The following is a 14,255-nucleotide window of genomic DNA, read 5'->3' on the forward strand; positions in this document are numbered from 1 at the left end:
GGGTATTAAAGCCGAATTTGGTATTACATCCCAAGTGAGAAACCCGGTTGATCTAAAAAACCGGGTTTCTTGTTTGTCAATTAATCTTAGATTCAAGGCTAGATTTTTCCGAAGCCGCCGCTGCTTTAATCTGTGAAATCGCTTTCCGGCTGAAAAGTTGGAAATAAAGAGAAACAAAAAATTCTTTAACTGGAAAAACGATAAAAGTCAAAGGATTAATTGTCACGATGATATTGCGCGCATCGGTTTTAGCTTGTTTGACAACTTGCTGCGCTACCCAGTCGGGAGACATAATGCCGATCGGGTTTAAGTTGCTTTTAAACGGCCCTAAAATCAGTTTGCGAACGATGCAGGGTGCGTCTAGCCGGCGCAGGGTGACTAAATCTCCCAGGGCGCGTTTGCTGAGTTCGTACAGGGGACTGACAGCGGGAATTACTTCTGCTTCTGAAGTGTTGATCCAGACTTCTTTGCAAGCGATGTTTTCGTTAGTGCGGACTGTTAAGAAAAAGAGTTCCATCAGCCGCCACGCGGAAAAAGTGTTAATTTCGTATGAGTTTGCGATCGCCTCTCCTGTTCTTTCTCGCTGTACGTTAATCCCGTGATTGATGACGAGAATATCAATTTTTTCGAGCAATAGGGCTAAGTCTGCCTCTTGGCCAGCTTGCCAAGTTACGGTTTTTACAGGTAAATTTTCGCCGTCTATATTCAAAGTAATTTCCTCATTTCCCGAGGAGAGGGCGATAACTTTTGCACCAGCTTTGTGCAGGTGTTTGAGAAGCAAACGTCCTAAAGATCCCGATGCACCGGTGACGGCTACAGTTTTGCCTTTGAGAGAAAGTGCTGTACCCATAAGTTTGTCTATTAAGGTGAAAGTACCGCAATAGTAAGCATTTTGATTGTCGAAGTGGTGCCGCCAATGATAAGGTTTATTAACTAACCACTTGCCAGGGGGAGTAAGGAAGTCTCCCGGTTGGTGGGTGATGTCGGTTAATTCGTCTGCGCCTTTGATGCCGCACCCGCGGGCGATCGCGCTCAACAAAAAGCCTAAAGTATAAATACAACCCGCTGCTGCGCCCCAGTGATATTGCGGCAGCCCCAAATAAGCTACAACCCACAGCAACAAGCCCAAAACCATCATCGCCGCAGCTTCGGGCACGTCGTGACGCCAGTGTGCTTGCTTGTAAATTGTCTCGCTGACGGCTGTCAAATTCGGGCGGAAAACGCGGTGATGCCAAGTGTGCAGCTTTTGCAGGGGTGCCCAATAATGGGACACAACGTGATAAAAGTCTCGTATTATTTCTGCCCAGCAGACAGAAGCTATTGCCACAGCGCCGACTATCCAGTAATTTACCATGCTCGCACCAGTTTGAAATTTGAGATATTAGATATTGTCTGCTTTGAAAGATAACTCAAAATGGCTTTTATTGCTAGTCTGGAAGTTGACTCAGGCGTTTTAAAATCTGCAAAACCCGGTACAATTCATTGCCGGGATTGGAAATAACAAATTCAGCCGATCGCGCATACTGGGGAGTTTCGCCTCTAACTAACTTGACAAAATTGAAGTTAGCACCTGTGGCAATCATCCCAAAAGTAGGATTTTCTGGGTTCGGATATGCCAGCATATATGTCAAAAGTTGGGCAAGTGCTTCGTCAGTTGAAAACGAAAGTTGTTTGGATTCAATTACTGTCACCCACAAGTTTGCTTTCATCATTAGGATATCTATTCTGCCTTCGATGATTCTGTCTTCATCTTCCTCTTGAATGGCGATCGAATTTTCGGCTTTGACTTGAAAAGGAGACTCATACAGACCGGCAATAAACAAAATGGGGCTGATAATTGTTAGCTTGACTGCATTTTCCAATACAGGCGGGGTGTCTACCAAGTTGAAGTATATGTCTTGGACGCGATCGAGCAATTGTTTTTCTGAGTCTGTTACTTCGGGTAAGTTTTCTTGCCATTCTCGGAAAAATTCGCTGTTGCGAACTCGCTGCAAGCCGAAGTTATCGATTAGATAGCGGAGGTTTATATCTCTTGCTTGTAGTTTTTGCATAATAATTAATAAAGGGTTTTATTGTTATTAATAAGTTTAGCATAATTTGGATTTTTAACCGCAGATGAATGCAAATGAACGCAGATGAAATTCTGAGTAAGTTAATTTGGCTGAGATGTGTATTCATTGGGATTTGCGATCGGCAATTCGCTGTTTTTGTCCAGCTTGCATTTGCAGCAATTGCGGTACGGTTACAAAACGATATCCCTGCTGTTTGAGTTTGGGAATAATTGCAGATAGTGCCTCGACTGTTTGCTGGCGATTTCCGCCGCCGTCGTGCAACAACACGATCGCCCCCGTTGAAGCTTGGGATAGCACGCTACGGGCGATCGCAGCGGCCGGAGGTTGCAGAAAGTCTTTAGGGTCGATCGACCACATCACGACTACATAATTTTTCTTTTTAGCGTAATTTGCCAAACCGTTATTTAAGCGGCCGCCGGGAGGGCGAAACAAGAAACTTTTTGCCCCAGTCGATCGATAAATATGAACACCAGTATTATCTATTTCATCGGATGCTGTTTTTTCGGTAACATTGTGAGAATAGTGATGCCAAGTATGATTGCCGATCGCATTTCCCGCTTGCACAACTCTTTTCGCAATTTCTGGATACTCCCGCAAATTGGCACCCAAGCAGAAAAATGTGCCAACAACTTGATGTTTGTGCAAAACTTCTAATATTTTAAAAGTTTCAGGCGAAGGGCCATCGTCAAATGTCAGGGCGATAACTTTTGAGTTGTTAATACTTGCTTTATAAACAATTTGGCTGCGAAATTGCGCGGGCGGTGCGAAGACTAAAGGTTGTTCGGGAGGTTTGGGAGAGGGAGTTGCGGGGGGAGAATGGGGTGTTTTTAGTTTTCGGGGTTTCAGCAGGTTTGGAGGCTGATTTTCAACCGGTGCGATCGGTATTAGCGGATTTGAATTGGCGGTTTTTCTGTTTTCCCACAACAGGGAAAGTGTGAGGCTCAATCCGATAAGTATAACGGTTTTAATTACCCATCTTTTATTAATGTTGGGACTCATCAGGTAGAGGATTTATTTTGAACAATCTCATTATGCCTGATTGTTCTGCCAGCTTTAAAGTTTTGTAAATTATTTTGTTTTGCAAAAGGTCGATCGCACTAAAGCAAGACTGAGGCAAAAACCGGGTTTTTTTAGGCAAATCAATGGCGTTTCGCCGCCGATTCCGATAAAACCCGGTTTATTGAGAAAAAATGTAGGCTTTAAGACTCTTTCCGCGACCATAAAACAAGGTAATCATACCCTGTGCGTCAAGAAATTTATCTACAATCGGCAAGTTTGCCGTGCCCTTTCATCCTCCGGTTCTTGCCACCCAAAAGCAAAATGGCTCACCGCATTAATTTGCGGCGTCGCAGAGCGAATTGCTCGCATTTGAATCTCCAAAGACGGCCGATTTTTTAGAGGTTTTCCCCAATCTCCAGCAATGGCAGGAATAATTTTTGCTCCCGCAGGCGCTAAACTCACTGTCCGCTGCACCTGTGGCACAATGCAGCTTACATCCCCGCAATTGCCGTAAGACATGGCGTGGAATTCCACAGCAGGCGGAAACTTGTCCCAAGGCTGCAATCTCGAATCAAATCCCCCTTGATTTATCGTTTGATTTGCGGTGGGAAAAAACACCGCTCCTACAGGAATTCCCATCCTTTGAGCTGGCTGAATTGCTATTCCCAAAAAATCTAAAATCCCTTGGACTGCGTGAGCCACGCTCAGTGTCCAGAGGTCTTTTTGCAGTATGCCGGTATCGGGAAGTGGCGCTGTCGGTTTTGGTGTTGGACGTGCAGCGTTGGGATTGTTAGTGGCGGGAGTTATTGAAGCCGATCTTGATACGGCATTCTCCCTTCTAGAAGCTGGATTTGCTATTGGTATCGGTCGCGGAGTTCGCCCTTGCCAAAGAGGTTCTTTCTCAGTTGGATACTGTTTGACTACTGCTTGAACGTCATTAGGATTGATAAATCCCTTAGTCAAATATCGCTGAATTAAATCTCGCCCTTGCTGATTGTTAGCCCGCTGCAAAAGAACTTGCTGCGATGCTGGGCCGTAAATCCACAAGTCTTGAACTTTGGTAGCAACTGAAGCAGGCCCGACGCCCCGTAGATAGCGAATGTAGTCGAATAGCATTCCTTGGGGCTGGCGCTTGACTATTTGATTTACTAACAAACTATAGTCTTGCCTCGCTTGCGGACTGTAGGGGTCGATAAAGGCTTGATTGCCCGGAACTTCTCCTAAGTCATCGTTAATTCCTGGGTCTTGAACTACTGTTAAAGTTGTCTGATTTTTACCGTTGATAGCCAGGGTTTGCTGTCTGTCGGAACGCTGAGAATAGGTATACCCAAAGTTCATGGTGAACAACCAGGCGTATACTTTTAAACCTCGCTGTTTGCCTTTGGCGATCGCCTTTTCTAACAAGTCGTATTTCTCGTAGCCGCGATTTCTCAAAACAGAAGGCCAAGCCGTAGGATTGTCTGCGACTGGTAGCAGCACTTGACCGTCATAAAATGTTTCTATATAGACTTGGTTGTAGCCTTTATTCACAACTTTGTCTAATACCCGATCGATTTCTCCGGGTCTGACATCGCAGGGATACAAACGCAGCCAAACTGCTTGGGTTTCGGGCCAAGTTTTTTGGCGGCATTCTGCTATTTCCCGCGCGTGTTTGCTCAAAACAGCGAAATATGCTTGCTGAGATTCCCGTTTTCCTGACAGCGCGGCGCGACGCAAGTCTTCTTTTTGATTTACCTGTTCTTTGGATAATTGGCAATAGGCTGATGTTTCGGCAAAAGCTGGTTGAGTTTCGATAAACGGCCAAACAAGCTGGCTGATGAAGCTACTGGTTAAAACAGCAGTTACCGCACTTAAAAAGCGTCGCTGGTGTTGAAAATTCGCGATGCGAGTTGGTGCAATTTTCATGGGAGAATGGAATGGGGTTTTCTGGTTTAAATTGGGTGGCGATCGCCTTTTTGCGATCGCGCTCAACAAGCAGCTACAAATTTTCTACTTTTTTCCGTTGACCTAGTTATGGCACAAGTCGATCGCACAATGCAAATTCTATCTGGCGGCTATTTAAATTTAATAAGGGCGGGCAAGATAAGACTCGGTGATTAAACCGCTGCTATGTTATACAAACTTTCCTCTGCCTAAGTGTTGGCGCGCAGGCACGCGCCTTCGCGGACTCAAAAATAAAGGGCGTAAAAAGCCCAAATTCGATCTCATCTCCAGTTCAATTTTTCAGTATTTTTTCACTAAATGATGCTGAAAAAAGCGCCTGGGTACAGCGGGCGCTAAAAGCAGTTGATATTTCTACTAAAAATTGTTAACACTCAAATATCAAGGATGAAAGATGAATTATTAAAATTTATCCTTTATCCTAAATTGTGAGATTAAGATCCTCTGTTGAGAGCAGCTTCTACCTGTTGAAATTCTGCCTCAAGACGCTTTTTCAACTTTTCAGGAACGGGACGGTTTGGATAGGAACTGTAATGTCCTGCCAAAGAGTTTAATGCCGTGCGCATTGTCGTGAAAGATGCCAGCTTGGTAAGAGAGGGATCGCGGCGGTATGCAGCAAAAAAATCGTTGATACTTGTGCGAGCAGCGACTTGGGCGGCTGCTTTTTCCGGCGCGCCCTCTGGTAAAGTGAGCGCTGTTCTCAAGCTGTTCACTAATGCTAATGTGTCTGTGCCATAATCTCCACTCAGAGTGGCCGGAACATTGGTACAGCCCGCTATGCCGATGACAACAACTAATACCAGAGCTAACAGACGGGAAATGTAATGCTTCATAAGGTTTAGAAAAATGGAAGCGAAAGCGGTAATCAAAATTAACCTTTATCCTATCTCGAATTGAGCTAATAATGCCAATTTTTCAATTTTTTTGTATCTTTACCATGAAACAGAAAATTTGTCAATCTAAAATCTAAAATCTAGAATCTAAAATCGATTGATTTGTCCAGCAACGACGGAGAGAATTTGGGTTTGTCGCAGCCACTGAGTGTCAAAAGCGCCTAAATGAGTCGTAGTAATCAGAGTTTGAAATCGTTCTTGAATTGTTTCTAAAAGTTGATTTTGGCGGCTGAGATCGAGTTCTGCAAGTACGTCGTCGAGCAACAGTAAAGGTGCTTCGCCGACGACTTCTTCAATAAGCTGCAATTCGGCTAATTTTAATGCTAATACCAGAGTTCGCTGCTGGCCTTGGGAAGCGTATTGACGAGCTGGGGTACTGTTAATTGTAAATGTAATATCGTCGCGGTGGGGGCCGACTAAAGTTGTTCCTTGAAACTGTTCTGCGATCGCCCTTTTTTGAATTTTCTCTAAAAATGCTTGCCGCACTCCTTCGAGATTCTCTTTAGCGATTAATTCCGAACTTACTTCAATATTAGCATCGTATTTCACATCTAAAACTTCTGCTGAACCGCTAATTGAACGGTGCCAATTTCGAGCTAAAGGCATCAAACGCTCCAAAATTCGATCGCGCCTGCGGATGACGCGAGCGCCCGCTGTCGCCAACTGCGCGTCCCACAAAGCTAATTCTGAACTGGGAATTGGGAATTGGGAGTTGGGAATTGCTAAGTCTTCTTTATTTTCCGGTTCGGGACTTTCGGGTGCAAGAAATTGCATTTTGTCAAAACTTTCGGAAAATTCCGCTTTCCTGATTTCTTTAGAACGTTTCAACAGAGCGTTTCGCTGGCGCAAAATTTGGTTGTACTGCTGCAAAATGTGAGCGTAAATCGGTTCTAACTGGATGACTAGACGATCGATCCAATTGCGCCTTCCTTCGGGCCCGCCGCGCACTAAGTCCAAATCCAAACAAGAAAATTGCACTACATTTAAGACGCTCAAAAAGTCTAAATGGCGGCGCAGCGGTTCACCGTTGAGCTTTAGTGTCCGACGCGCCTGAGAGCGAAGAGTTAAAGCTAAGTCTATCGGTCCGGCTTGACGTTCGAGTGTAGCATCAATTTGCCCGCTCGGCTTTGAGTCGAGTATTAAATCGCGATCGCGCCCTACCCTATGGCTTTTTAATGTAGAAAGTAACTCTACCGCTTCTAACAAGTTAGATTTTCCTTGAGCGTTATTTCCTACTAAAATGGTTTTGGGAGCGTCAAAGGCTACCTTTTGATCGAAGTAGTTCCGAAACTGCCGTAGGTGCAGCGTTTTCAAATACATAATATGAGTAATTGGTAATTGGTAATTAGTAATACACTCATCGTAGGGTGAACGACCGGGCGCACCTTACAGGTTGGCCACGGATCGCCTTTACGATTGCGATTTTCGCCGAGCGTTGCGCTCGCAATCACATTATAACGAACTAATAAATGTTTAATTGTGACACAATCTATTGAGTCTTCATAGCGATGAATTTGGCTGTGAGCCAGGGGTTGAAACCCCTGGCGGATGTGAAGAGAGAATAGTGCCAAATGCGAGGGATATAGCTAATAATGAAACATCGCTCAGTATTCGTCAGCCGTTAACACTATTTTCTAGATTTGTAAAAGCGCAAGAACAGTTTTTCCATTTCAATCCAGACAAACATCAGGGCGCTGAAACCGAAGCAAACCATCAATTCAAACGCCGTTAAATAATGAGTGCCGAAAAATGCTCTCAGCGGCGGAACGTAAATCAGCATCAATTGCAGAATAGTAGTCACAATTACAGCCCCCCACACAAAAACATTAGTGAAGGGATTTAACTCGATAGTTAGCTGGGTGTTAGACCGAATTGCGATCGCGTGACCCATTTGTGCCAAACAAAGAGTTGTAAACACCATTGTTTTCCAAGCCTCCGGATCTCCAACATGGTTAGGGTTGGTGGTATATCCGTAAGCCCAGGACATCATCGCGATCGTCAAAATTGCAAAAATAATCCCGATCCGAATCATGTAAGAACCCAAACCCCGCGCAAAAATACTTTCTCGCGGACTGAAAGGAGGCCTTTTCATCACGTTTGGTTCCCCCGGTTCCACAGCCAAGGCCAAAGCGGGAACGCCGTCTGTTACTAAGTTCATCCACAAAATTTGCAGCGGCGTCAGCGGCACTCCTCCCAAACCCATTAAAGGTGCGGCCGCAATTGTCAAAACTTCGCCGATGTTGCTGCCCAAAATGTATTTAATAAAGCGGCGAATATTGCTATAAACCACTCGCCCTTCTTCAGCGGCGGCGACAATAGTTGCGAAGTTGTCGTCGAGGAGCACCATATCGCTAGCTTCTTTGCTGACATCGGTGCCGGTAATCCCCATGGCGATGCCGATATCGGCTTGTTTCAAGGCGGGGGCGTCGTTAACTCCGTCGCCGGTCATCGCGACAAATTTGCCCCAACTTTGCAAAGCTTGGACAATCCGCAATTTGTGTTCTGGGGAGACGCGGGCGTAAACGCTAACCTGTTCGACTTGCTGTTTGAGTTCTTCTTGGCTGAGCTTTTCTAATTCTTGACCGGTGAGAACTCGATCGCCCTCTGTTGCAATACCTAAATCGTAGGCGATGGCTTTTGCTGTCAACTGGTGGTCTCCTGTAATCATCACCACCCGAATGCCTGCATCGCGGCACTTCACCACAGCTTCCCGCACTTCCGGGCGCGGGGCGTCCAGCATACTGACGAGTCCCAGCCAAATCATGTCTTGTTCGCTGGTTTCCTCAGAACCTTCGGGCGGTATGTTTTCCCAGAGTTTGTACGCAAACCCGAGGACTCGCAAACCGCCGCTTGCCATGTTGTTGTTTTCCACAAGGATGCGATCGCGCATTTCCTGGGTTAAAGGTTGTACTCGATCGCCGACTATAATGCCTTTGCAGCGCTCCAAAGTCAACTCTGGAGAGCCTTTGGTCAGCATCAAATAATTCGGCTGCTGTCCTTGTGCTGCGGGAAATCCCGAATTTCCAGATCGGCCCGGCACTTCGCAAATTACGCTCATCCGTTTGCGTTCGGAAGAAAAAGGAAATTCCGCCGTCCGCGGCAGCAATTGAGACTGTTTTTCCTTATAAATGCCTGCTTTTCCCGCTACACACAGCAGAGCTCCTTCTGTGGGGTCGCCTAAAATCTGCCATTCTTGCTGTTCTTGTTGCAATACTGCGTCGTTGCAAACTGCACAGGCAATTAATAAAGATTCGAGTTCTGGATATTCCTCTAAATTATTAATTTTGGCCGATGTCAGGCGATCGGTAAAATCTCCGATCGGCGCATAGCCGTCGCCTGCGACGGCGACTGTGCAGTCGCCCGTAGACACTAGCTGAACTACCATTTTATTTTGAGTCAGAGTACCTGTTTTGTCAGAACAAATGGTAGTTACCGAGCCCAAAGTTTCTACTGCAGGCAGTTTGCGAATCAGGGCGTTTCGCTTCACCATCCGCCTAGTTCCGAGTGCCAGAGTAACTGTCACGACTGCTGCGAGTCCTTCGGGGACCACAGCCACAGCCATGCTCAGAGAAACTTCTAACAAATCTTCCCACCTGCTGGTATCGAACCCGAGGCTGCCGTTTTGGAAGGTAATCATGCCGCCGATGACGACAATTGCGACTAAGGTTAGGGCACCGGAGACTAGAACCTTTCCCAACTGATCCATCCGCTGTTGCAGGGGAGTCGGTTCGTTTTCTACTGACTGAAGCATGGCGGCAATTTTGCCCAGTTCAGTTTGCATTGCGGTGTTGGTGACGATCGCCTTTGCTCGTCCCTGAACAACTTCTGTGCCCTGAAAAATCAGGTTGAGTCGATCGCCCAAGGAAGCATCTTCTGGAAGTTCTAGCTCTGCTTGCTTGGTAACTGCTAGAGCTTCTCCCGTCAAAGCAGATTCTCGGACTTGCAGATTTGATGTTTCGATCAAGCGTGCGTCTGCTGCTATTTTTACCCCAGCCTCTAACAGCATCACATCTCCGGGTACAAGTTCCTTGGCTGCTATGTCGGAAGTTTTGCCGTCCCGCAGGACTCTGACTAGGGGGGAAGCAAGGTTTTTGAGGGCTGCGAGGGCTTTTTCAGCACTTTGCTCTTGGAAAAAGCCGAGAATGCCGTTGAGTATGACGATCGCAAAAATGGCGATCGCATCTTTGGGAAAAGTATTTGACCTGATGTCCAAAAAAGCCGAAATCACGGCCACACCCATCAGCATCAACAACATGATGTTGGTGAACTGATCGACAAAAATCGACCACGGACTGCGGCCTCCTGTTTCTTCTAGTTCGTTGGGGCCGTATTGCTGCAAGCGTTCTGACACCTGTTGGCTGCTCAAGCCAGCGTCTTTGTTGCTGCTTAGCTGCTGGAGAGTTTGGTCAATTGCTACGGTGTGCCAAGAAGAGGGAGAATTTGAAGACATAAATTACGATCGGTCATGGGGCATAAAGGTGGTTGCGGCCGGACAGCTACAGCCGATCCATCTGGCTGATTACAGTAAGAGAGTTTTAAGTTTTGAGTTCTGAATAAAAAACTGTTTAACTTGGGATTGGTTTTGGGCGGTTCGATGCCGGGGAAGCAAAAAGCTTTTAACTTCATTGCGTCTGGCTGCTCGATCGCGCCGTTTGTAGACCTACCGCTGATAGCACTTATCCACCTTACCAAAAATAATGGGTTTAAAGCCCCGTCCTTCTAGGACGGCTTTCTTTAACGGTGGTATGCTTACGCTAGTTATGTCAGCGTAAGTATGCTTGTTTTTGAGGCAAAACTAGAGGGATTTGCACAGCAGTACGAGCGGCTCGATGAAGCCATTCGCACTGCTCGCTTTGTCCGCAATAGCTGCCTTAGATACTGGTTGGACAACAAGGGGATTGGTAAGTACGAGTTGAGCGCCTATTGCGCTGTTCTCGCCGCATTGTTCCCTTGGGCTGGCAAACTTAACTCCCAAGCTCGACAAGCTTGTGCTGAGCGGGCTTGGAGTTCTATCGCTCGGTTTTATGACAACTGCAAAAAAAACAAGCCCGGGAAGAAAGGCTTCCCACGCTTTAAGAAGCATCAAACACATGGCTCTGTTGAATATAAAACAACGGGCTGGAAGTTGTCGTTCGATAGACGAACTATCACCTTCACTGATGGGTTTGAAGCAGGAAGCTTCAAGATGTGGGGAACTCGTGACCTGCACTTCTACCAGTTGAAGCAGATTAAGCGAGTGCGTGTTGTTCGTAGAGCTGATGGGTACTACGTTCAGTTTTGCATTGACCAAGAACGGGTAGAGAAGAGAAAGCCAACGGGTAAGACTGTTGGACTGGATGTGGGATTGACTCACTTCTACACCGATTCGGACGGTCAAACAATCGAGAACCCCCGTCATCAGAGAAAGTCCGAGAAAGCGCTCAAGCGTCTTAGTCGTAAACTTTCTCGCACGACCAAAGGGTCGAAAAACAGAGCCAAAGCGAGAAATCGCCTCAGTCGAAAGCACCTCAAGGTAAGTAGGCAGCGTAAAGATTTTGCCGTGAAGTTAGCAAGATGCGTCATCCAGTCTAACGACTTGGTTGCCTATGAGGACTTGCAGGTGCGTAACATGGTTAGAAACAGAAAGCTGTCAAAGTCTATATCTGATGCTGCATGGTCGGCTTTCCGTCAATGGTTGGAATATTTTGGCAAAGTGTTTGGTGTGGTAACGGTTGCGGTACCACCGCACTACACTTCTCAAAACTGCTCCAAATGTGGGGAAGTCATCAAGAAGTCTTTGAGTCAAAGAACACATCGCTGTCATCATTGTGGTTTTGTACTAGACCGAGACTGGAATGCGGCAATTAACATACTTGAGTTAGCACTCCGTACCGTGGGACACACGGGAACGTTAAACGCCTCTGAAGACATCGACCTCTGCATTGGTGAGGTAACTCCTCAATGTAAGCCGAGTCGTGGAAAGAGGAAGCCCAAGAAGTGATTCTTGGAATCCCCGTGCGTTCACGCCGGGGAGGATGTCAATACTAAAAATTAGCAATTCCTTCGACTATTCAACAGAAAAGAAGCCGAGAGCAAGAGTGATTTTAGTCCGGGGATGCCAGCCTGCGCCGCAGGTCAAAACCTACCTGAAAAAAAACTTAATCAAACGCTCGTATCCGAACCCATCTATTCCCGTTGTTAAAAGAAAAATGGCGCTGCGTTGACAGGTCTCGATCGCCTATGTTGGTTTTCTCACCCTCCACAATGCTCAGCTTGCCACACGCTTGCGTGGGACTATTCTGTGGGAAGCAGAACATATAACAGATAGATGAAGAAAGTTTTTTTGCAACCGCTGCGGGCACAGAGTAGATGCTTGGTCTTGGGTCAAGTCCAAGGACTCCCCATGATACAAGAGAATCCCCGCGTTATGAAAGACCGGGCCGGGTCTTTCAACTTCCAAGCGCTGAGTTTGGTCACTAAATGCTGATATTTCCGGCAAAAGCTGAGGCTGTGGCGAGCGGGTTCACAATCTTTTGGATTTTGCCCGCACCGAATTCTGCAGCCATCCTGACATTGGGCAGAATTTTTGGTTTTTTCCCTATTCCCCCAGCCTTCTTTTACCAAAACTTTAATTTACTTAATACTTCTTAACAATTGGGCTTTTCCAGAGAAAGCCCACAAAGGCGATCGGGCCACGGGACGGTTCCGGGCGGTTCCACCCCCACTGCAGGGCGATAGAAGCAAACTCTTTGTTTAGAGGTACCCTCGCGCATCTACCCTCAGAAGGAGATTTGCCCGCACTTGCCCCGGAGATGTTTACATTCTTAGAGAGATAAGTTTCTGTAATAATTTGTAATAAACAAAGGCGGGCGAGCGTTGTATAAAGATTATCAGAGGGTTGAAACGACAGGCCAAAGTTAACAAAACACTGATTGACAAGGTTTGTCGCATCTCATAAAAGATGTAAAAAATTCTAAGGTTTCTTAAACGTCCGTTACGATGTAACAATAGTGCAGGTAGCGGAAAGGGAGAACTCGATGGAAGCAGCAGATTAGCTGGCATCCTATTTCAACCCTTACAGGCACTCGTAGCCTGAACAAATTTAACTTAACGGTTTTATACCGCAACCAAACTCAATTAACTCAAGTAGGAGAGTTCTTTCATGTTTGACGCATTTACAAAAGTGGTTTCCCAATCTGACGCTCGGGGCGAATTTCTAGCTCAGGGTCAACTCGATGCTCTCAGCAGCATGGTTTCCGACGCCAACAAGCGGATTGACGCAGTAAACCGCATCACCGGCAGCGCATCCACCATCGTGGCCAATGCAGCTCGCACCTTGTTCGCCGAACAGCCTCAACTGATCGCTCCTGGTGGCAATGCGTACACCAACCGCCGCATGGCAGCTTGCTTGCGCGATATGGAAATCATCTTGCGCTACGTCACCTACGCAACATTTGCAGGCGACGCCAGCGTTTTGGACGACCGCTGCTTGAACGGTCTGCGCGAAACATACCAAGCTCTGGGAGTTCCCGGTGGCTCAGTTGCAGCCGGCGTGCAAAAAATGAAAGAAGCAGCAATCGCGATCGCTAACGACCCCAACGGCGTTACCCGTGGTGATTGCAGCTCGCTGATGTCTGAAATCGGCAGCTACTTCGACCGCGCTGCCAATGCAGTCGGCTAAAAATAGCCAAGCGAACCTTTCTTGTAAAGAAGCGAGCATCGCATTTTTGCAAACAATCATTTTTGTACAAAAACAACACAACATTAGGGAGAAACCAGAACAATGAAAACCCCTTTGACTGAAGCAGTAACCGCAGCCGATTCTCAAGGCCGTTTCCTGAGCAGCACAGAACTGCAAGTCGCCTTCGGCCGTTTCCGCCAAGCAGCAGCAGGTTTGGAAGCAGCTAAAGCGTTGACCGCCAACTCTCAGCGCTTGATCGACGGTGCAGCTCAAGCTGTGTACAACAAATTCCCGTACACGCAACAAATGCAAGGCCCGAACTACGCTTCTACCCCAACCGGTAAAGCCAAGTGCGCTCGCGACATCGGCTACTACCTGCGGATGGTAACCTACTGCTTAGTTGCAGGCGGCACCGGTCCGATGGACGAGTACCTGATTGCAGGTGTTGACGAAATCAACCGGACATTTGAATTGTCTCCTAGCTGGTACGTTGAAGCTCTCAAGTACATCAAAGCCAACCACGGTCTGAGTGGCGACGCTGCAACTGAAGCGACTTCCTACATCGACTACGCAATCAACGCCCTGAGCTAGATTTGCGTGATGCCCGGGATTGTAAGCTGCTGTTAGCTTAAGTGTTAGCGGTTGTTTACAATTCCGGGCATCTGCGATCGAAGCCTAGTTTTGCAAATA

The 14,255-nt window shown here is 46.8% G+C and carries 10 protein-coding genes; 3 read left to right on the top strand and 7 right to left on the bottom strand.

Annotated features, from left to right (window positions below):
• Positions 1-76: 76 nt before the first annotated feature.
• From QUA20_RS15695 to QUA20_RS15725, 7 genes are all read right to left on the bottom strand, one after another.
• Positions 77-1,354 carry a bifunctional sterol desaturase/short chain dehydrogenase gene (locus tag QUA20_RS15695; protein WP_333189728.1) on the bottom strand — a complete coding sequence of 426 codons (1,278 nt, stop codon included), beginning with the start codon at positions 1,352-1,354 and terminating at the stop codon, positions 77-79.
• A 73-nt stretch (positions 1,355-1,427) separates the two neighbouring features.
• On the bottom strand, positions 1,428-2,051 hold the full coding sequence (locus tag QUA20_RS15700; RefSeq protein WP_333189729.1) for a restriction endonuclease subunit R: 624 nt from the start codon (positions 2,049-2,051) through the stop codon (positions 1,428-1,430).
• A 123-nt stretch (positions 2,052-2,174) separates the two neighbouring features.
• Positions 2,175-3,071, bottom strand: a complete 897-nt coding sequence (locus QUA20_RS15705) for a polysaccharide deacetylase family protein (protein ID WP_333189730.1) — start codon at positions 3,069-3,071, stop codon at positions 2,175-2,177.
• Positions 3,072-3,332: 261 nt separating this feature from the next.
• Positions 3,333-4,976 carry a family 10 glycosylhydrolase gene (locus tag QUA20_RS15710; protein ID WP_172192564.1) on the bottom strand — a complete coding sequence of 548 codons (1,644 nt, stop codon included), beginning with the start codon at positions 4,974-4,976 and terminating at the stop codon, positions 3,333-3,335.
• A 470-nt stretch (positions 4,977-5,446) separates the two neighbouring features.
• A complete protein-coding gene (gene psb27, locus QUA20_RS15715) occupies positions 5,447-5,845 on the bottom strand; it encodes a photosystem II protein Psb27 (protein ID WP_333189731.1) in 399 nt (132 codons plus the stop codon).
• Between the two features lie 147 nt (positions 5,846-5,992).
• On the bottom strand, positions 5,993-7,225 hold the full coding sequence (locus tag QUA20_RS15720) for an AAA family ATPase (RefSeq protein ID WP_333189732.1): 1,233 nt from the start codon (positions 7,223-7,225) through the stop codon (positions 5,993-5,995).
• A gap of 307 nt (positions 7,226-7,532) precedes the next feature.
• Complete coding sequence (locus tag QUA20_RS15725; RefSeq protein WP_333189733.1) at positions 7,533-10,355, bottom strand: cation-transporting P-type ATPase; 2,823 nt, start codon at positions 10,353-10,355, stop codon at positions 7,533-7,535.
• A gap of 324 nt (positions 10,356-10,679) precedes the next feature.
• Between QUA20_RS15725 and QUA20_RS15730 the strand changes: the two genes are divergently transcribed.
• From QUA20_RS15730 to cpcA, 3 genes are all read left to right on the top strand, one after another.
• Positions 10,680-11,885, top strand: coding sequence for a transposase (locus QUA20_RS15730; protein ID WP_333189734.1), 1,206 nt, complete (start codon positions 10,680-10,682; stop codon positions 11,883-11,885).
• A gap of 1,161 nt (positions 11,886-13,046) precedes the next feature.
• Positions 13,047-13,565 carry a phycocyanin subunit beta gene (locus QUA20_RS15735; protein WP_015175794.1) on the top strand — a complete coding sequence of 173 codons (519 nt, stop codon included), beginning with the start codon at positions 13,047-13,049 and terminating at the stop codon, positions 13,563-13,565.
• A 102-nt stretch (positions 13,566-13,667) separates the two neighbouring features.
• Positions 13,668-14,156 (top strand): phycocyanin subunit alpha, encoded by a 489-nt coding sequence (gene cpcA / locus QUA20_RS15740; protein WP_172185445.1) that lies wholly within the window; start codon positions 13,668-13,670, stop codon positions 14,154-14,156.
• Positions 14,157-14,255: the final 99 nt, after the last annotated feature.

The organism is Microcoleus sp. Pol7_A1 (assembly GCF_036701085.1).
Lineage (GTDB): Bacteria > Cyanobacteriota > Cyanobacteriia > Cyanobacteriales > Microcoleaceae > Microcoleus > Microcoleus asticus.